We start from the raw sequence: 18845 nt of genomic DNA, 5'->3' as shown, positions 1-18845 counted from the left end.
GCTATTAATTTTTTTTAAGGGCTAATTGTCTTAACTTTTGCATACATCTGTATTTTTTGTTTCGAGTTGAAGCCGAATCTAAATTTAATTCCTCAGCAATGAGATTCATCGACATCTTTTCAAAATAAAACATACGCAGTAAGCGTTGGCATGCGTCGCCCAGATTCTTAAAGGCTAGCATTACATCTTCTAATCGTTCATCTTTTAAAATGTCATCATCAATACCATTATTTTCTTCATCTTTTATTTCAAAATGAGCTAATTGGGTAGCAGTGATGGTTTTTTTAAAGCCCTGTGAGCGCAACACATCCATCCACTTATTTTTTGCAATAGTGTACAGATAACCATTTATTGAGGATTCGCTCTGCGGAATAAACTTATCTTGTTTTACATTTTGCCAAACGGCTAGAAAGGCTTCTTGGAAAATATCTTTTGCATGATCTTTGGTGCCACTATTTTTGAGAATGAGCGCCTCTACCTTTGGATAATTACCAGAATATATCCGTTGAAGCGTGGCAGAATCATTTCGCTTGATGGCACCAACAATCTGTAGTCTGTGATCAACTTTGTATACTTCCCTCATGTTAATAGCTAAACATCAGAAAGATACAATTAATTCAAATGACTACCAATTCTTACATTTTATAATTTGAATTTTACGTTCAAAGGTTGCAATGATTACTTTTTTAATAAGTCTTTTCCTGCCAATCCACCGCCAATAACGATAAGGAAAATACCGGCCCATCGCATGAAATTAAATCCTGAAGAAGGCGCGTCCATATCAAATTCAAAAACAGATTTGCCATAAGCATCTTTATCTATTTTAATTCCTTTAGCATCCTTCGGTAATTCAATAATAAAGGTCTGTTGTAAGTTTCCGCCGTATTCTGGCGGACTGCTGACAAGCATGTATTTATGATCTGTTAATTCTGTTAATTGTGCATTTTTCTGGTCAGTGTCAACGATCCACTTTCCACGCTTATTGATCTCACATACACCATAAGCGTTAAGGCTTAAATTGAAAGAGCGATTCATATCATCTTTTTCTAGTTTGAAATCATCCAGGAAATAAGCCGGCATGGAACGTTCGATATCACGTTTCAATGCCGAAGGATTATTTCCGTAGTTACTATTCCATACTTGCCATTGTTGGGCGTTCATGTTCATGGATACCGTAAGTTTTGCATTGCCAATAGAATCTATTCGCATTTCTATTTTTTGTTGGGATTGAGCACCGATATTAAAGCATAACATAAGTGCGCATGCGGCTATGAGTGTTTTTATAGTTTTCATTTTTTTAATTTTATCTGATACTGTTATAGACTTGATTTATTATTCCTGAATTCTGATTGTACAAATAATCTGGTGCGCCGACCGCAACTATTCGTATTTCGCCCTGACGCCTGATGGCTTTGCCAATCCAGTTGAAAGTACCATTAGCAGAATAGGTTTGTCCTGCTACAGCGTTGCCATTAACTTGATATTGCATTTGCATTCCGAAACCAGAAAAGTATTGATTGATGGTTGCCATTCCTTGTTCGGCATTAGATACAGGAATATCATAAATAGTTACCGTAGTCATTTGATCTGGCGCTATAACCTGTGCAGTTACTATTGGCATTTGAGGAACCGGACTCATCATCGTTGACCATCCGGAAGGGATAGTGAATGATAATGGATTTCCAGTACGAAGGTTATTTTCAGGAATTCTAATGTTATTTCCACCGCCTTGGTTAGGTGATACTTGGCGTCCACCAGACCATGACGCAACAATATCATCTACTTTCTTTCGCATAAAATCATTGTCTTTCAGGTCCATTGAAGTTACACCTTGAGAATTCACATTATGAATATCTACAATAGTATATCTTGGGTCTCCTGCTTGAGATCGCTCAATAAATTCTTGTAACTGTTTCTGCCCCTGTTGAAAAGCTTCTTCTGCACTCATAATATTTCCTAATCCTTCGCCGCCAATTCCAGTAGCTTCAATGGCATAGTATTGACCATTCATTCTAAATCCAGGGTAAGCATGTCCAGGAACCATGTAAATGATCGGGTCTATACCGGCAGCAGAAAGCACGCTGGCGTAAAGAACACTAAGTTCTATACAAAGACCAGTATTTCCGGTGATGACTTCACGAGGCAATCGCACCTGCTGTACAATACTCTGTACGTCTTCAGTTGATTTCGGAATTCCTTTGGTACCGCTATATACCATGTGCGATTTACGAGTTGCTTCGTAAATACCACCTAAAAAACGAACGGCATCTTCGGGTTTACGAGTCACCGAAGCAGCTTCACCCTTTAATAATTTCTCCTGTAGATTTTGTGTGTAGTATTTTACCACAGGATCGTTTGGAGTAACAAAGCAAGCAATAAGTGCATCGTTATCGTACATATCTGCCCAAGAGCTGATCTCTTCAGATTTAATTCCTGTGTAGACATATTCATTTCTGTTGGTTAGTTTAAATGTGAAGTCCTCTTCAATGATATCGTCTTCTTCAGCATCATCCCATGAGATCTCAATTTCTGCCTTTTCTACAGATTCGGTAGTTTTTTCAGTAATATCATTTTCAAACTTAGGATAACATGGTACTACTAAAGTCTGACCAGGAAACATTTCACCAGAAACCGTTAATTCGGTCCAGTCAATATAATCAGGGACGCGATATTTAACGGTGACGTCCTCGAGAGTTTTTGAAGAATTATTGGTGATTTTAGCTTTGAACAAATAGTATTTTCCATCTAAAGCATCAGGGTTAGAATACACCCTGTGAGCAGCTGGCATTATGAATGCCGATTTTTCGATACTTATATCAATGTCTTCTGCACTACCACTTTTCGATCCTAAAAAGCTAACTGCAGTTAGAATAAGTCCGACAATACAAATTCCTATGGGAATGGCTAGTTTTTTCATTTTATAAATTATTTGATTCGTTTTCTTCTTATCGTCATTTTGAAAAATTGTCATCATATTAATACTACCTTTGCAATAAATTTTTGAGAATGCATAAAGCAGGTTTTGTAAATATTATTGGAAATCCCAACGTTGGTAAATCCACATTAATGAATGCATTTGTGGGTGAAAAGTTATCGATCATTACTTCTAAAGCGCAGACTACGAGGCATCGTATTCTGGGCATTGTTAATGGTGAAGATTTCCAAGTGATTCTAAGTGATACTCCAGGAATCATTAAGCCTGCCTATGAGCTTCAAGAGTCCATGATGGATTTTGTAAAATCTGCTTTTGAGGATGCTGATGTTTTGATTTACATGGTGGAGATAGGTGAGAAGGAACTTAAAGATGAAGCCTTTTTCAAAAAGATAACCAATTCAAAAATCCCTGTGATTTTATTGCTTAATAAAATTGATAATTCTAATCAAGAGCAACTTGAAGAACAAGCAGAATTATGGCAAAAAAAGGTGCCTAATGCAGAGTTTTATCCAATTTCTGCATTAAATGGATTCAATGTTCAGAATGTATTTCAAAGAATTATTGAGTTATTACCAGAGTCGCCACCTTTCTATCCGAAGGATCAACTTACTGATAAACCAGAACGCTTTTTTGTAAATGAAGCTATTCGCGAAAAGATCTTGATGCATTACAAAAAAGAAATTCCATATGCTGTTGAAGTTGATACTGAAGAGTTTCATGAGGATGAAAAGATCATTAGAATTCGTTCAGTAATTATGGTTGAACGAGATACGCAAAAAGGCATCATAATAGGTCATAAAGGTTTAGCCTTAAAACGCGTTGGTGTTGAAGCTAGAAAAGATCTAGAACGATTTTTCGACAAGCAAATTCATCTTGAATTATACGTAAAAGTGAATAAAAACTGGCGAAGTAATCAGAACCAGTTGAGGCGGTTTGGTTATAATCAGAAGTAATTAATTCATGGCGTGAATATCTTGACTGCGCAAGGTATCTCGCATAAAATGGTGCAGTTCGTGCATTTGATCGTTACCTGCACTTTTTCCGAGTCTACCACTAAAATATAAAGCAAACCACAGAACGACCATTAAAAAGGTTACAAATAACTGTATGGCATAGCTTTCGTCTAACGACCAATTCACATAGGTCCATATAGCAAAGCCAATAAAAAAACCGGCAACAACAAAGTGTAAGAACATAAACATGGTCCAGACCGTTGGGTTTGGCCCAAAGAGTCCATAAATAGTACTAATGTTTTTATCATCATAGTCTTCGTTGATCTCGAGATGTAACTGTGGCGACCAGAAGTGTTGTTTTGCTTTCGGAATCTTAATAAACACATGGTCGTCAACCCGTGTTACAATGAAGTCGGATTGTTTTTTGCCTTCAGATTCAAAGAGCGACAATAAACTTTCATGTTTGCGATCAACATTGAATTTAAATCGTGGCCTTAAGATAACTTCGTTCGAAAGTTCCATAGTTAATTTAATTGTCTTCAATTTACATATTTTCTATTAATCGGTTTCTAAGATTATATGCTACCTTTGCGGCAATAATTTAATTATGGGAAACATAGTAGCTATAGTAGGAAGACCAAATGTGGGCAAATCAACTTTTTTCAATCGACTCATACAAAGACGTGAGGCCATTGTTGATGCTGTTAGTGGTGTAACCAGAGACCGCCATTATGGTAAAACCGATTGGAATGGTAAGGAGTTTTCTTTAATTGATACAGGCGGTTATGTCGTTGGAAGTGATGATATCTTTGAAGCCGAAATCGATAAACAGGTAGAACTTGCTATTGATGAAGCCGATGCGATCATATTTATGGTAGATGTTGAGTCTGGTGTTACCGGAATGGATGAAGATGTTGCCAACCTTTTAAGAAAAGTTGAAAAGCCTGTGTTTTTAGTGGTTAATAAGGTTGACAATAATAAACGTGCCGAAGACGCTGTGGAGTTTTATTCGCTCGGTTTAGGAGATTATTTTACCATTGCAAGTATAAATGGAAGTGGTACAGGTGATTTATTAGATGCTGTTGTAGAAGCCTTACCCGAAAAGGAAGATGTAGAGGAGGAGCAACTACCACGATTTGCGGTAGTCGGACGCCCAAATGCTGGTAAATCGTCTTTCATTAATGCATTAATCGGCGAGGAGCGTTATATCGTAACTGATATCGCTGGAACCACAAGAGATGCCATCGACACGAAATACAATAGATTTGGATTTGAATTCAATCTTGTAGATACAGCCGGCATAAGAAGAAAATCCAAGGTTAAAGAAGATCTTGAATTTTACTCGGTAATGCGAAGTATCAGAGCCATCGAACACTGTGATGTTTGTTTATTAGTCTTAGATGCGACGCGTGGGTTTGATGGGCAGGTTCAAAATATATTTTGGTTAGCAGAGCGCAATAGAAAAGGCATTGTGATCTTGGTTAATAAATGGGACCTTGTTGAAAAGGACAATAAAACGGCAAAGGAGTTTGAAAAATACATTCGAAAGGAAATTGCACCTTTTACGGATGTTCCAATCGTATTTATTTCAGTGCTTAATAAGCAACGAATTTTTAAAGCTATTGAAACGGCTGTTGAAGTTTATAAGAACAGAACAAAACGTATTAAGACAAGTGTTTTAAATGAAGTTTTATTACCTATTATTGAGCATAATCCGCCACCAGCTTATAAAGGTAAGTACGTGAAGATCAAATATATCATGCAATTACCAACACCTCAACCGCAATTTGCATTCTTCTGTAATTTACCGCAATACGTAAAAGATCCCTACAAACGATTTTTAGAAAATCAGCTTAGAGATCATTTTGATTTTCATGGCGTTCCTGTTAGTGTGTACATGCGCAAAAAATAGTATCTTAGCTTTGCTATGTTGAAGTTAGGGCCATACTTAATCTTTCTATTCTATTTCGTTGCTTTTTTACCATGTAGCGGACAAGCACCTCCGCAGGTCGATGTTGTTGGTGAACAAATCTACTGTGGTGAGTCGCCTATGCCTATTGCTACTGAAGTAAGTATCTCTGATGGTTCTGGAGATCTCGAGTTTATTTATGTGCAAATTGTAACTGGTTATACCATTGGTGCAGATGTACTAACTTTAACAGGTAATCACCCAAATATTACATCGACTTGGTCTATTGAAACGGGACGACTTACATTAAATGGGCCGGCAAGTTATACCGAATTTGAAAATGCCATCCTCGATGTGAGATTTCAAACTTCGGAAGGCAACTTTACTGAAGACAAAATTTTCTCGGTGAACTTAGGTGAAGCCAATTTTCTTCCTGCCACAGGTCATTACTATCTTTATGTACCCGATATAGGAATCACCTGGTCAGATGCGAGAGATACTGCGGCGAGTCAGACTTATTTTGGTTTACAAGGCTATTTAGCGACCATTACTACACCTGAAGAAGTACAATTAACAGGTGAGCAAACACTAGGAACGGGATGGATTGGTGGTACAGATAGTGGTGTGGAAGGTACCTGGCGCTGGGAAACTGGTCCTGAAGCCGGACAAGTATTTTGGAATGGTGCCGTGAGCGGAAGTGCACCCGATGGCGTTTTTTCATATTGGAATCTCGGTGAACCCAACAATTTAGGTGATGAAGATTATGCGCATATCACAGACCCAGATATTGGTATTTTGGGTTCTTGGAATGATCTGCCAAATACCGGTTCTGAAGATCCCGACAGTCCCTACCATCCACAAGGTTATATTATAGAATTTGGGGGCATGGAAGGTGATCCTGATAATATAAATGTATCTGGTAGCACACGGATTGTTATGCCGCAGACTACTATTAATACAGTCGATGTGTGTGATGAAGGATTTGCTCAGATCAATCTTACGACCAATGTCGATGAGGTTTTATGGTTCGAAACAGAAACATCAACTGAAGTGTTCCACACCGGGTTAAATTATCAGGAGTATATAGATAGCAATACGACGTATTATATTTTGCCACTTTTTGAAGGGTGCACAGAAGGAAATAGAATTCCGATCACGGTAAATGCTTATATGCTGCCCATTGCAAATGATATCACCATAATTCAATGTGATGATGAAGTGGACGATGGCATTTCAAGTTTTAATTTGAATACCTATACCGATGATATCGTCCGAAACGAATTCGGTCAGGTAGTGCCCATTTGGGATATTAGTTTTTATGAGAATGAAATGCTAACCATACCTATTGATGGTAATAATTACATGAACAGCTTCAATAATCAAGTCATCTACGCAAAAGTATTAGATGAATCATCAGGTTGTTTCAGCAGTTCAGAAGTGACATTGCAGGTTAATTCTTCAAACGGTATTACGGCTAATCTCGAAGTTTGTGATGATTTCATTGTCGATGGCTTTGCATTTTTCGATCTTACAGAAGCAGACAGTCAAATACTAGCAAGTTCTCCAGTTAACGCCTCTCTTGGGTATTATGCTACCTATAACGAAGCCTTATTGAAGATCAATGAGATCGCCGAACCGTATTTTAACGAGGTCGCTTTTGAACATACCGTTTATGCCAGAGTAGATATTGACGACGTTTGTTATGCTATTAACGAAGTTCATCTAAGGGTGAAAGAATTACCAAATGTTAATCAGTATGAGGAAGTTTATTATTGTTTGAATACCTTCCCCGAAACTATTACATTAAGCGGTGGAATTTTAGACGATATTCCAAATAATTATGCCTACGAATGGTCTACTGGTGAAACCACAATTAATATTGAAATTAATCAAATCGGAGTTTACGATGTCTTTGTAACCCGACCAGCAGGATGTACAAATCGCCGAAGTATACGTGTTTTGCCTTCGAGTACCGCAACAATCGAAACCATAGAGGTTAGTGATGTTTCAGACAATAATACCATTACTGTTTTAGTGACAGGAGATGGAGAATATATCTACGCGCTTAACGACGAAAATGGTGTTTATCAAGAATCAAATGTCTTTGAAAATGTCCCCGCCGGCATTCATAATATCTATGTGAAAGACATTAAAGCCAATTGCGGTATTGTGTCAGAAGAGGTTTCGGTTTTAGGATTTCCGAAGTACTTCACACCCAATGGCGATACGGTTAATGACACTTGGCAAATCAAAGGCTTTTCTTCTCGTTTTCCTAATACAGCTTCAGTTAAAATATTTGATAGATATGGTAAACTATTAACTGTTTTAAATGAACAAAATCCGAGTTGGGATGGCGTTTATAATGGTCATTTACAACCTAATGATGACTATTGGTTTTTAGCTGAGTTAGTTGATGGAAGAACTTTCAGAGGCCATTTCAGCTTGAAGCGATAATCTTTTATTTCAGGGTCTAATCCCAGAGTATAAACAGCGAATCGAGTGCTCTTTCTACACCTTCAAAGTAGTTATTTCTCTTAAATTGTGGTATCATCAGATTATCAATAATTCGTTGACAATCGTCATCTGAAATTAATTGTTCAGTTCCTAAACCTGTAGAAATAGCTATTTTCTTTTCAAATTTTGAAATCGTTATTAGCAGGCCATTGTCTTTATCTTTTAAGCCTATTCCCCAAGCATTGGCAACAGCTTTACCAAATTGTTGAATTTCCATTTTTGAAGGTATCGAATCAATAGATAATACGGCAGCCTGATTCGTTGAGGTTTGTTCATATCGAATGATCTTTTCACTGAGGATTTGTTCTTCTACCGTGGTAAACAGATCTGAGGAATCGAATACGACTTTTTGATTAGGATTTTCAGGAATGTAAGATTTATTGATATCAGTTGAAGCAGGCTCATCCTTGCAGCCTAAAAAAAGAAATGCAGTAACTATGAAGACAATAAAAGATTTGTTTCGCATAAGATTATTTTACCATCCACCCGACGCACCGCCGCCACCAAAACTACCACCGCCGAAGCCGCCGCTAAAACCTCCACCAAAACTACCTCCGCTAGAGCCTCCACCAAAACCACCAATGCCACCAGATGAACCTTTTCGGTAACTGCCGCGTCCCATGTTACTTAGTATTATGGCTTCGAGAATACTTCTGCTATCATTATCTCTATTGCCTCCATTACCTCCTCGACCTCCGCCACGCCGTTTTGAGATGGCAATAATAAAAATGATAAAAAATATGAACAGAACAAAGAAAACTACAAATGGAAAGTCGCTATTATTATTTTGAGAATTCAATTGATATTCACCGCTCATCACTTCAAAAATAACGTCTGTAGCCCTTTCGAGACCACCATAGTAATCATTACGTTTGAAATGCGGAATGATCTCCCGATCTATTATCCGCCTGCTCATTGCATCGGTAAGTAAATGCTCTGTGCCTTTCCCTGTATTAATGCCAATCTTCCGATCATCTTTTGCCAGGAGAATTAAGATGCCATTGTCTTCCTTTTCCCGACCAATACCCCATTTTTCACCCCATTGGGCGCCCAGATAATTTATGTACTCACCTTCAGTAGAACTAATAATAGCAATTACAATCTCTGTTGATGTGGTATCGGCATATCGAATTAATTTTTGACGAAGATTTTCTTTTTCATTAGGACTGAGCAAATTGATCTCATCATAGACAATAAAATTTTCTTTTATTTCTTCTGGATCGGTTGGTAGAGGAGGAATTTCATATTGCGCAAAACCCTGCAATGAACTCAGCATGAAAATACCATGACATATTGAAAATACTATGTGTTTAAGCTTCTTCATTAGCCTTTAGATATGGTATTATCTAATTCGTTTCTATCACCGTGTTCCCAAGGGAAATGAGCTGATAGTACTTTTCCGGCTTCAGATATTCCCTCAATGAGACCTTGCTTAAAGTTTCCTGATTTGAAATATGTTGCAATTTTATCTCGAGTAGAATTCCAGAAATTTGAGTCTACATTTTTATTAATTCCTTCATCGCCAAAAATGACAAATGCTTTGTTGTCGACGGCCACATAAATAAGCACACCATTTCTTTGAATGGTATTGTCCATTTTCAAAAGGTGAAAAACATCTAACGCACGTTCATAAACATCAGCGTCGCACCCTTGTTCAATATGAACTCGGATCTCACCAGAAGTTTCGCGCTCTGCTACACGAATAGCTTCAATGATCTCCTGTTCTTCTTGTGCGCTAAGGAAATCTTCAATGTAGGGCATGTTTAATAATTAATCGTTCTTGAATTGAATATCGGGTACTTTGTCTGCACCAGGGTCGGCTTTAAATCTTGCCATTTCCTTGAATCCAAAGATTCCAGCTAATATCTTATTTGGGAATTTAGTGGTATAGATATCGTATTTATTAACGGCTTCGTTATAACGATCTCTTGCGATATTTATTCGGTTTTCGGTACCTTCTTGTTGTGCCTGAAAATCTCTAAATTGTTGTGTCGCCTTCAAATCTGGATAACGCTCAAATGTTGCTATTAGTCGACTGAAAGAGCCTTTTAATTGACTTTGAGCTTGTTGGAATTTCTCTAAATTTTCTGGAGTGAGATCACTAACATCAACATTAATTGAGGTGGCTTTAGAGCGCGCTTCAATTACCTCGTTTAAGACGTTTCTTTCAAAATCTGCAGCACCTTGAACAGTTTTAACTACTGTGCTATATAAATCGCTTCGTCTTTGGTAGGTGCTTTCTACATTAGACCACGCCGTTTTAGCATTAGCTTCTAATTCTACTGAAGTATTATTTATACCAACCGCCCATTGATAGATTCCAAATCCTACAATCGCAAGAACGACTAAAGGGATTAACCATTTTTTCATAATTGATTGAGTTTTAGTTTAAAGTTGTGTTTTTATTTTGATTAATTGTGCTTTAATACTTTCAAGCTTTTCGATAATCTCAAACTTCTCAAGCGATTTTTTCTTTTCCTCTTTTAAATGAATTTTAGCGCCTTCAAGTGTAAATCCTCTTTCTTTAACGAGGTGGTAGATAAACTTTAAATTTTTGATATCCTCAGGCGTAAACTTGCGATTGCCTTTAGCATTTTTCTTTGGTTTGATGATATCGAATTCCTTTTCCCAAAAACGAATTAATGAGGCATTAACATTGAATGCTTTGGCCACTTCACCAATGCCGTAATAGCGTTTTTCTGGTAATTCTATATGCATATTTTAATCGAGAGATTGGTTTTCTAATGATGCCTTTCTTAATAACTCATTAAACTCCTTAGCAGAAAGATTACCATAGTAGAAGTTTATTGGATTAATACGTTCACCGTCTTTAAATACTTCGTAATGAAGGTGTGGTGCTTCTGATCTACCGGTGCTTCCAACATATCCAATAAGGTCACCACGTTTTACACGTTGGTTAACCCGAACATTATATTTATATAAATGCGCATATAGTGAAACATAGCCATAGCCATGATCTATACGTATGTGCTTTCCATAACCCGACGAACTATTATCGGCTCGTTTTACGATACCATCACCGGTAGCATAAACTGGCGTACCACGAGGCGCTGTAAAATCCATTCCGAAGTGAAATTTACGGGCTTTGGTAAATGGATCAGTTCTATATCCGTAACCCGATGCCATTCGAGTTAAGCTTTCATTATTCACAGGTTGAATAGCTGGTATGGCTTGTAAAAACTTCTCTTTATCCTCAGCGAGCTTAGCGATCTCATCTAATGATCTTGATTGTACAACTATTGCTTTTTCAAGAATATCTAGTCGCTTGTTGCTTTCCGCAATGAGTTGGGAGTTGTCAAAACCTTCAAACTTTTTGTAGCGATTGATACCACCAAAACCGGCTCTTCTTTGTTCGGCTGGAATCGGATTAGCCTCAAAATAAAGTCTATAGATAGCATTATCGCGTTCTTCAACATTTTCTAAAGCAGCAATAGCGTCGTCCATACGCTTATTAAGTAATTCATACTGAAGTTCCATATTTTGGAGCTCTCTTGCTAACTGTCGCTCTTTAGGTGATTGAACATAACTACTAATAATAGCAAAAGATAAGAAGCCAAATAAACCTGCTGCCGTCAGAAAAACTGCAGCGTATTTAATTGTAGTTGCTTTTTTACGCTCTATTTTGCGGTAAGAAAGCGTATCAGCATCATAATAATATTTTACCTTAGCCATGTTCTAATTTATACTATTTTTGCAGGAAATATGCACTAATTGTGTTCCGCAAAAATTGCTTAACCTTCAAATATAAAGATTGTTTTGCAAATGTGGTAATAATAACGATACTGGCTATAATATAAGTATATGACGTCTCAAGAAATTCGTACTAAGTTTTTAGAGTTTTTTAAATCTAAATCGCACCTTATTGTTCCTTCGGCTCCGATGGTAACTAAAGATGATCCTACCTTGATGTTTGTAAACTCAGGGATGGCACCATTTAAAGAATATTTCTTGGGCAATAGTGAGCCTAAAAGTAATCGAATTGCTGATACACAAAAATGCCTAAGAGTCTCTGGGAAACACAATGATCTTGAAGAAGTCGGGTATGATACTTATCATCATACGTTGTTTGAGATGCTAGGTAACTGGAGTTTTGGCGATTACTTTAAAAAGGAGGCTATTGCTTGGGCTTGGGAGTTGCTTACTGAAGTTTACGGAATTGACAAGGATATTTTATACGTCACAGTATTTGAAGGCAGCGATGATGCAGATAATCTTCCGATGGATCAAGAAGCTTACGATCTTTGGAAAGCGATCATTCCTGAGGATCGAATCCTTATGGGGAATAAGAACGACAACTTCTGGGAAATGGGCGATCAAGGTCCATGCGGTCCATGTAGTGAAATTCATGTAGATATTCGTTCTGAAGAAGAAAAGGCTAAAGTAGATGGTAAGGACCTTGTAAATATGGATCACCCTCAAGTGGTTGAGATCTGGAATTTAGTTTTCATGCAGTACAATCGCAAGGCTGATAAATCCTTAGAAAACCTGCCAAATAAACATATCGATACTGGTATGGGCTTTGAGCGTTTATGTATGGTGCTTCAAGGGGTAAAGTCTAATTACGATACGGATGTATTTACACCTTTGATCAGAGAGATCGAAGCTATCACTAATAAAGATTATGGCAATGATGAGAAGGTAGATGTTGCAATTAGGGTTATTGCAGATCATGTTAGAGCAGTGGCTTTCTCTATTGCTGATGGTCAATTACCAAGTAGCACAACACGAGGCTATGTTATTAGACGGATTTTACGACGTGCGGTGCGTTATGGTTTTACCTTTTTGGATAAAAAAGACCCATTTATTTATCGCCTAGTCGATATTTTAACTAAGAAAATGGGTAAGGCCTTCCCTGAACTTAAAACGCAAAAACAACTCATTGAGAATGTTATTAAGGAGGAAGAACAGTCTTTCCTAAGAAAATTAGATCAAGGTTTAATCCTCTTAAATAGAATTATAGAAAACGCCTCTTCAAAGGAGATTTCAGGTGCCAAAGTATTTGAACTTAAAGACACCTATGGTTTTCCTGAAGACCTAACAGAATTGATTTTAAGAGAACAAGGTTACACCTACAATAAAGCCCAATTTGATCAAAAATTAAAAGAACAACAAGGCCGAGGACGCGAGGCTTCCGAATTAATTTCTGATGACTGGACGGTGCTGATCGAAGATGAAGAGCAAGAATTTATTGGTTACGATTCATTAGAGGCTGAAGTTAAAATTGTGCGTTACCGAAAGGTGACTACAAAGAAGGACGGCGAGATGTATCAATTGGTATTCAATTTAACACCATTCTATGCTGAAGGTGGTGGACAAGTTGGAGATAAGGGATATTTACAAGACGTCAACGGTGATGTTGTTTATATTTTAGACACTAAAAAAGAGAATAATGTCATTATACATTTCACAAAAAACCTTCCTGAGAATTTAGAAGACAGATTTCAGGCGGTAGTTGATGAGAAACAACGTTTTAGAACTGAATGTAACCACACAGCAACACATTTATTACACCAGGCGTTGAGAGAAGTTTTAGGAACCCATGTAGAACAAAAAGGTTCTGCTGTGCACTCTAAACATTTGCGATTCGATTTTTCGCATTTTTCAAAATTGACGACGGAAGAACTGCGAGACGTTGAGGATTTTGTCAATGCACGAATTGACGGAAAATTACCTTTGGAAGAGAAACGCAGCGTACCTAAAGATCAGGCTATTGCAGATGGCGCTATATCACTTTTTGGTGAAAAATATGGTGATACGGTAAGAACGATCCGTTTTGGTCAGTCTATAGAACTTTGCGGTGGAACTCATGTAAATAATACAGGTGATATTTGGCATTTTAAAATTGTATCTGAAGGTGCTGTTGCTGCTGGTATACGTCGAATTGAAGCTATTACCTATGATGCCGTAAAGGACTTTTATTTTGAAAATAACAGAGCTTATTTTGAAATAAGAGATTTACTAAAAACTAAAGATCCTCTAAAGGCAATAGAAAAATTAAAGGATGAAAATTTAACTCTCAAAAGTCAACTTTCTAGAATGGAAAATGAGTTATTGAGACATTGCGTGAATTTTTATTCAAATAGGTTCGAACATATTGATGGTGTTATGTTTTTAGCGCAAAAGATCAGCTCAACATATAATATGTTGAAATTAAAGGATATAGCCTACCGCTTAGGTGAAGTGTCTTCAAACACTTTCGTAGTGGTAGCGAATCAAAATAATGGTAAGGTTCAAATTGCCTGTTTCGTATCAAAATATATTGTAGAAAACAATAATTTAAATGCTGGTAAAATTATAAAGGAATTAAGTAGTTTAATTGGTGGTAATGGAGGTGGGCATGCAACATATGCTATGGCATCTGGAAAAAATCCAGATGGGATAGATGAGGCACTCGATCAGGCCAAAGCTTATATTTAATTGGATCTTCAAACACAAATACCATTACAACCTCAGAAATATGATCAGATCGATTATAATTCTGAAGTTGTTTTATTAGGATCGTGTTTTTCAGAAAATATAGGCGCTAAATTCTCCTATTTTAAGTTTCGAACCCGTATAAATCCATTCGGAATATTATTTAATCCCTTAGCTATCGAACGCTTCATTACGCGGGCAATAAATTCAGACTATTATTCTGAAGATGAATTACTTTTCAATAATGAGCAATGGTTGTGTTTAGATGCCCATTCAAAATTAAATAGCTCTAGTAAAGATGGGTTATTAAGTAAGCTGAATTCAAATTTAGACGATTCGTTGCAAAAACTCACCAATGCTACTCATGTCATCATCACCCTTGGTACTAGCTGGGTCTATCGACATATCGAAACGGATCGCATTGTCTCCAACTGTCATAAAATTCCGCAGAAACATTTTTTGAAGGAATTATTATCAGTTGACACTATTTCACAATCGCTCGATGCGATCATTAGTTTAGTTCGAAGTGTGAACCCGAAGGTAAATGTAATATTTACAGTTTCGCCGGTGAGACATTTGAAAGATGGATTTGTTGAAAATACACAGAGTAAAGCACATCTTATTTCTGCTGTGCATAACATGATCGATCATAGATTGCATCAGTATTATTTCCCGTCGTACGAGCTTATGATGGATGAGTTAAGAGATTATCGCTTTTATAAGTCGGATATGATTCATCCCAATGGAATTGCCATAGATTACATCTGGAACAAGTTCAAAATGGTCTGGGTAGCTGAAGGTGCTCATGCCATGATGGATGAAGTTGAAAGTATTCAAAAGGGTTTAAATCACAAACCTTTTAATCCAAATTCTGAGGCGCATCAGCAATTTTTGAAATCACTTGAAACCAGAATTAATCAGTTACAAGGAGCGTTTCCATTTATTAAATTTTGAACATTTAGTATCTTCATCGCAACTTTAATCATAAAAGTTCTAATTAAAGTATGCTAAAAAGTGTTTTCATTCCAAATAAAACCAATGCTTTTGCGTGGGGCAATGTACTATTCTTAATGCTTTTAGTAGCTCTAGGCAAAATTGAAGCTTACGCCGTGTTATTTGGTTATTTTTTAGAGACTATTGTGATTGGCGTATTTAATTGCTTCAAAATGTATACCTGCCATAAGCATAATGGTAAAGGTGAATCTGTAATGAAGTACATTTTATTTTTTATAGTTCATTATGGTTTCTTTATTGCGGTGCAATCTGTTTTTGTGTTCGCATTCTTCAGTTTTGATAATGATGGTTTTGTTAAGGAGCCCTTCCATCTCATCACAAATTTTAAGGCGGTATTTCAACTAGAAGGGATGCCTCTGATATTGACCTTTCTAACAGTTACTCAACTTGTAAAATATATTTTTGATTTCCTTCTACCAAAGAAATATTTAAAATATGAGGTTAAAGAAATCATGTTTAAACCCTACTTAAGAATCGTAATCCAGCAATTTACAGTAATACTTGCAGGATTCTTTATTATTATATCTAGTGGTTCAATAGCAGCAGCAATGTTACTCATTTTGATGAGAGGTATCGTAGATTTCATATTAGTAGGTATTAGAGAAAATAGCGAAATATTAGAGTATTTTGTAGAGAAGTCCTATGACGGTAAGACTCCAAAATCTGAATTGCGCAAACAAATATTACTTTTTACAGAATAGTCGATTATTTTTTTGAATTCGAATTTTTCAATTTAAGAAAGTGACTACTCCATTCGGCGTTTCACCTTTTAAAAAAACGATTTATCGAAAAAATCGGAAATAAACTTACAATAGTTTTAAATTAATGTGCTATTAATCAATTTTAAAACATCATTTGTTGACTTATTTCAAGAGACAGGTGATGTTTTTTTATGCCTAAGATTCAGATTTAATCTTCCGAAATTTTCACACTATCTGGTACTAGCACGGAGTAATCGCCATTATTTCTTATAACATCTCGCACAATCGACGAGGAAATAAAAGATGTTTTAGATGCCGTTAATAAGAAGACTGTTTCAATTTTAGAGAGCTTGCGATTTGTATGAGCAATGGCCTTTTCAAATTCAAAATCTGCTGGATTTCTCAGTCCGCGTAAAATAAATTTTGCATCGACTTCTTTACAATAGTCTACGGTGAGTCCGCTATAGGTGGTAACCTTTACTTTTGGTTGATGCTTAAACGCGTCTTCAATGAATTTTTTACGTTCTTCAAGAGTGAACATATATTTTTTGTCGGCATTAATGCCAATGGCAACAATGACTTCATCAAATAGTTTTACACCTCGCTTAATAATATCGTAGTGTCCTAAAGTTATAGGATCAAAGGATCCGGGAAATATAGCTCGTTTCATCTGTTGTATTTCCGAATGAACGGTTTATTATATCAAAGATAGTAATTCTAAAATCGTTAATTATTTAATGCTTCAGAGATCGCATTGTCAAAAAGATCCGCCATACTTATACCTGCCTCTGCGGCTTGTTGAGGTAATATACTCTCTTTTGTTAACCCAGGAACGGTGTTCATTTCCAAAAGATAGGGTTCGTCATCCTTGAAGATAAATTCGCTACGTGAAAAGCCTGTCATTCCGAGTATGCTATAAATCTGTTTGGCAACTTTTCTGGTCTTTTCTTCATAATCTTTTGAAATTCGGGCAGGAGTAATTTCCTGAGATTTGCCTTCATATTTTGCCGCGTAATCAAAGAAGTCGTTTTCAGAAACAATCTCCGTAATAGGTAAAACCGTTATTTCACCTTTATAAGATATCACACCAACCGATACTTCTACACCATCTAAAAACTGTTCAATGATGATCTCGTTGTCCTCTTTAAATGAATGATCTATGGCCGTTTGTAGGTCTTCCTTTTTATAAACCTTAGAAATACCAAAACTACTTCCAGAGCGATTCGCCTTAACAAAACATGGTAGTCCTACCTTGCTGATAATGGCATCTTCATTGATGGTGTCTCCTAGATTTAAATAAAAGCTCTCTGCAGTTTTTATACCATATGGTTTTAAAGTAGCAAGCAAATCTCGTTTATTAAAAGTTAGTGCTGCCTGATACATACTACAACTGGTATGCGGGATATTGAGCATTTCAAAATACGCTTGCATAAAACCATCCTCGCCCGGAGAACCATGAATAGCATTAAAAACACAATCGAATTTAATGCTTTCATCAGATAATAGAACCGAAAAGTCATTTTTGTCGATCGGATACTCATTATTGTCATCATCTACATAAACCCATTTCTCTTTGAAAATATGAACACGGTAAGCATTGTATTTATCTTTATTCAATGTTTCATATACCACTTTACCACTCTTAAGTGAAATTTCATATTCACTCGAGTAGCCTCCCATAATAATAGCTATGTTTTTCTTCATACCTAAGGTCTAATCCTTTTATGTAAAAGTATCATTTATTTTGAACAATCTAAATCTACTGTTCAATACGTATATTAATTTTATCGCGTTAGATTATTTATTAGATTTGTCCACAAGAAAACAGCCTATGAGTTTAGTTAAGTTTTTAACCAGTAAAGTGTTTTTCAAGCAAGTAGCTTTGGCCGTAGTTGCGGTTGTTGTACTTAGCTTTTTTATTTTGAAGTGGTTAGATGTAACTACAAACCATGGCGAATTTGTTACAGTTCCTGATCTGAAAGGGAAGTCATTAGAGACTGTTAAGATCGAATTAGATGACAATAATCTTGAAATGAAAATTCAGGATTCTGCTAATTTCAATCCCAAATATCCCAAGTATTCTGTGATTGAGCAAAATCCGGCCGCAGGAGCTCAGGTTAAGGAAAACCGTAAGATCTACTTAATTCTAAATCCATCTGGCTACCGTAAGGTTGAGGTGCCTAACATCTTAAAACGAACCTTCCGTCAGGCTAAACCACAACTTCAAGCTCTAGAATTCAAAATAGGCAATATTACTTATGTTGATAATATTGGTAAAGATGTGGTTTTGGGTATGAAGCATAAAGGCGAAACTTTAGAGCCGGGAACTTTATTACCGCTAACGTCTACAATAGATCTAGTCTTAGGGAACGGAAAGCGCTAGA

19 protein-coding genes are annotated in these 18845 nt (G+C 36.6%); 7 read left to right on the top strand and 12 right to left on the bottom strand.

What is annotated here, in order from left to right:
* Positions 1 to 4 precede the first annotated feature (4 nt).
* The 3 genes from DDY94_RS12410 to DDY94_RS12400 form a co-directional block, all read right to left on the bottom strand.
* A complete protein-coding gene (locus DDY94_RS12410) occupies positions 5 to 583 on the bottom strand; it encodes an RNA polymerase sigma factor (RefSeq protein WP_111684442.1) in 579 nt (192 codons plus the stop codon).
* 95 nt (positions 584 to 678) lie between these two features.
* Complete coding sequence (locus DDY94_RS12405; protein WP_157957316.1) at positions 679 to 1293, bottom strand: hypothetical protein; 615 nt, start codon at positions 1291 to 1293, stop codon at positions 679 to 681.
* A gap of 10 nt (positions 1294 to 1303) precedes the next feature.
* Positions 1304 to 2917, bottom strand: coding sequence for a hypothetical protein (locus DDY94_RS12400; protein WP_157957315.1), 1614 nt, complete (start codon positions 2915 to 2917; stop codon positions 1304 to 1306).
* A gap of 89 nt (positions 2918 to 3006) precedes the next feature.
* Between DDY94_RS12400 and era the strand changes: the two genes are divergently transcribed.
* The gene (era, locus tag DDY94_RS12395; protein WP_111684439.1) at positions 3007 to 3888 is read left to right on the top strand and encodes a GTPase Era; all 882 of its coding nucleotides are present in this window, start codon (positions 3007 to 3009) and stop codon (positions 3886 to 3888) included.
* Here era and DDY94_RS12390 read toward each other — a convergent pair whose 3' ends face one another.
* The gene (locus DDY94_RS12390) at positions 3889 to 4431 is read right to left on the bottom strand and encodes a GTP-binding protein (RefSeq protein WP_317047185.1); all 543 of its coding nucleotides are present in this window, start codon (positions 4429 to 4431) and stop codon (positions 3889 to 3891) included.
* Between the two features lie 64 nt (positions 4432 to 4495).
* On the opposite strand from DDY94_RS12390, the gene der reads away from it, so the two are divergent.
* Positions 4496 to 5800 carry a ribosome biogenesis GTPase Der gene (der, locus tag DDY94_RS12385; RefSeq protein WP_111684438.1) on the top strand — a complete coding sequence of 435 codons (1305 nt, stop codon included), beginning with the start codon at positions 4496 to 4498 and terminating at the stop codon, positions 5798 to 5800.
* A gap of 15 nt (positions 5801 to 5815) precedes the next feature.
* Positions 5816 to 8251: a T9SS type B sorting domain-containing protein gene (locus DDY94_RS12380; RefSeq protein WP_111684437.1), complete on the top strand. Its 2436-nt coding sequence runs from the start codon at positions 5816 to 5818 to the stop codon at positions 8249 to 8251.
* Positions 8252 to 8267: 16 nt separating this feature from the next.
* On the opposite strand, the gene DDY94_RS12375 is transcribed toward DDY94_RS12380, so the two are convergent.
* The 6 genes from DDY94_RS12375 to DDY94_RS12350 are packed head-to-tail and all read right to left on the bottom strand — an operon-like array spanning position 8268 to position 12004.
* Positions 8268 to 8777 (bottom strand): TPM domain-containing protein, encoded by a 510-nt coding sequence (locus tag DDY94_RS12375; RefSeq protein WP_111684436.1) that lies wholly within the window; start codon positions 8775 to 8777, stop codon positions 8268 to 8270.
* A gap of 9 nt (positions 8778 to 8786) precedes the next feature.
* Entirely contained in the window at positions 8787 to 9635 is an 849-nt protein-coding gene (locus DDY94_RS12370; protein ID WP_111684435.1) for a TPM domain-containing protein, read from the bottom strand.
* Positions 9635 to 10072 carry a TPM domain-containing protein gene (locus tag DDY94_RS12365; protein WP_111684434.1) on the bottom strand — a complete coding sequence of 146 codons (438 nt, stop codon included), beginning with the start codon at positions 10070 to 10072 and terminating at the stop codon, positions 9635 to 9637. The genes DDY94_RS12370 and DDY94_RS12365 overlap by 1 nt, the downstream gene beginning before the upstream one ends.
* 9 nt (positions 10073 to 10081) lie before the next feature.
* On the bottom strand, positions 10082 to 10681 hold the full coding sequence (locus DDY94_RS12360) for a LemA family protein (RefSeq protein WP_111684433.1): 600 nt from the start codon (positions 10679 to 10681) through the stop codon (positions 10082 to 10084).
* A gap of 18 nt (positions 10682 to 10699) precedes the next feature.
* Positions 10700 to 11029: a MerR family transcriptional regulator gene (locus DDY94_RS12355; protein ID WP_111684432.1), complete on the bottom strand. Its 330-nt coding sequence runs from the start codon at positions 11027 to 11029 to the stop codon at positions 10700 to 10702.
* A 3-nt stretch (positions 11030 to 11032) separates the two neighbouring features.
* Positions 11033 to 12004, bottom strand: coding sequence for a M23 family metallopeptidase (locus DDY94_RS12350; protein WP_111684431.1), 972 nt, complete (start codon positions 12002 to 12004; stop codon positions 11033 to 11035).
* A 129-nt stretch (positions 12005 to 12133) separates the two neighbouring features.
* Between DDY94_RS12350 and alaS the strand changes: the two genes are divergently transcribed.
* Genes alaS through DDY94_RS12335 form a run of 3 tightly spaced genes read left to right on the top strand, consistent with a single transcriptional unit; the run spans position 12134 to position 16461 of the window.
* A complete protein-coding gene (gene alaS, locus DDY94_RS12345) occupies positions 12134 to 14749 on the top strand; it encodes an alanine--tRNA ligase (protein WP_111684430.1) in 2616 nt (871 codons plus the stop codon).
* Positions 14750 to 15700, top strand: a complete 951-nt coding sequence (locus tag DDY94_RS12340) for a GSCFA domain-containing protein (RefSeq protein WP_111684429.1) — start codon at positions 14750 to 14752, stop codon at positions 15698 to 15700.
* 50 nt (positions 15701 to 15750) lie between these two features.
* Complete coding sequence (locus DDY94_RS12335; RefSeq protein ID WP_111684428.1) at positions 15751 to 16461, top strand: DUF6498-containing protein; 711 nt, start codon at positions 15751 to 15753, stop codon at positions 16459 to 16461.
* Between the two features lie 208 nt (positions 16462 to 16669).
* Here DDY94_RS12335 and coaD read toward each other — a convergent pair whose 3' ends face one another.
* A complete protein-coding gene (gene coaD / locus DDY94_RS12330; RefSeq protein WP_111684427.1) occupies positions 16670 to 17131 on the bottom strand; it encodes a pantetheine-phosphate adenylyltransferase in 462 nt (153 codons plus the stop codon).
* A 56-nt stretch (positions 17132 to 17187) separates the two neighbouring features.
* Positions 17188 to 18165, bottom strand: coding sequence for a D-alanine--D-alanine ligase (locus DDY94_RS12325; RefSeq protein WP_111684426.1), 978 nt, complete (start codon positions 18163 to 18165; stop codon positions 17188 to 17190).
* A gap of 127 nt (positions 18166 to 18292) precedes the next feature.
* Between DDY94_RS12325 and DDY94_RS12320 the strand changes: the two genes are divergently transcribed.
* The gene (locus tag DDY94_RS12320; RefSeq protein ID WP_111684425.1) at positions 18293 to 18844 is read left to right on the top strand and encodes a PASTA domain-containing protein; all 552 of its coding nucleotides are present in this window, start codon (positions 18293 to 18295) and stop codon (positions 18842 to 18844) included.
* Position 18845 lies beyond the last annotated feature (1 nt).

This window comes from Winogradskyella tangerina (assembly GCF_003260205.1).
In the GTDB taxonomy this organism is placed as follows: Bacteria; Bacteroidota; Bacteroidia; order Flavobacteriales; family Flavobacteriaceae; genus Winogradskyella; species Winogradskyella tangerina.
Note: the sequence above shows the minus strand (reverse complement) of the source record. Positions and strands in the feature narration are given on the sequence as shown.

Bases quoted from the DNA above. Each gene is read 5' to 3' on its own strand.
- DDY94_RS12410 (WP_111684442.1), bottom strand. From the start codon at position 583: ATGAGGGAAGTATACAAAGTTGATCACAGACTACAGATTGTTGGTGCC.
- DDY94_RS12405 (WP_157957316.1), bottom strand. From the start codon at position 1,293: ATGAAAACTATAAAAACACTCATAGCCGCATGCGCACTTATGTTATGC.
- DDY94_RS12400 (WP_157957315.1), bottom strand. From the start codon at position 2,917: ATGAAAAAACTAGCCATTCCCATAGGAATTTGTATTGTCGGACTTATT.
- era (WP_111684439.1), top strand. From the start codon at position 3,007: ATGCATAAAGCAGGTTTTGTAAATATTATTGGAAATCCCAACGTTGGT.
- der (WP_111684438.1), top strand. From the start codon at position 4,496: ATGGGAAACATAGTAGCTATAGTAGGAAGACCAAATGTGGGCAAATCA.
- DDY94_RS12380 (WP_111684437.1), top strand. From the start codon at position 5,816: ATGTTGAAGTTAGGGCCATACTTAATCTTTCTATTCTATTTCGTTGCT.
- DDY94_RS12375 (WP_111684436.1), bottom strand. From the start codon at position 8,777: ATGCGAAACAAATCTTTTATTGTCTTCATAGTTACTGCATTTCTTTTT.
- DDY94_RS12370 (WP_111684435.1), bottom strand. From the start codon at position 9,635: ATGAAGAAGCTTAAACACATAGTATTTTCAATATGTCATGGTATTTTC.
- DDY94_RS12365 (WP_111684434.1), bottom strand. From the start codon at position 10,072: ATGCCCTACATTGAAGATTTCCTTAGCGCACAAGAAGAACAGGAGATC.
- DDY94_RS12360 (WP_111684433.1), bottom strand. From the start codon at position 10,681: ATGAAAAAATGGTTAATCCCTTTAGTCGTTCTTGCGATTGTAGGATTT.
- DDY94_RS12355 (WP_111684432.1), bottom strand. From the start codon at position 11,029: ATGCATATAGAATTACCAGAAAAACGCTATTACGGCATTGGTGAAGTG.
- DDY94_RS12350 (WP_111684431.1), bottom strand. From the start codon at position 12,004: ATGGCTAAGGTAAAATATTATTATGATGCTGATACGCTTTCTTACCGC.
- alaS (WP_111684430.1), top strand. From the start codon at position 12,134: ATGACGTCTCAAGAAATTCGTACTAAGTTTTTAGAGTTTTTTAAATCT.
- DDY94_RS12335 (WP_111684428.1), top strand. From the start codon at position 15,751: ATGCTAAAAAGTGTTTTCATTCCAAATAAAACCAATGCTTTTGCGTGG.
- coaD (WP_111684427.1), bottom strand. From the start codon at position 17,131: ATGAAACGAGCTATATTTCCCGGATCCTTTGATCCTATAACTTTAGGA.
- DDY94_RS12325 (WP_111684426.1), bottom strand. From the start codon at position 18,165: ATGAAGAAAAACATAGCTATTATTATGGGAGGCTACTCGAGTGAATAT.
- DDY94_RS12320 (WP_111684425.1), top strand. From the start codon at position 18,293: ATGAGTTTAGTTAAGTTTTTAACCAGTAAAGTGTTTTTCAAGCAAGTA.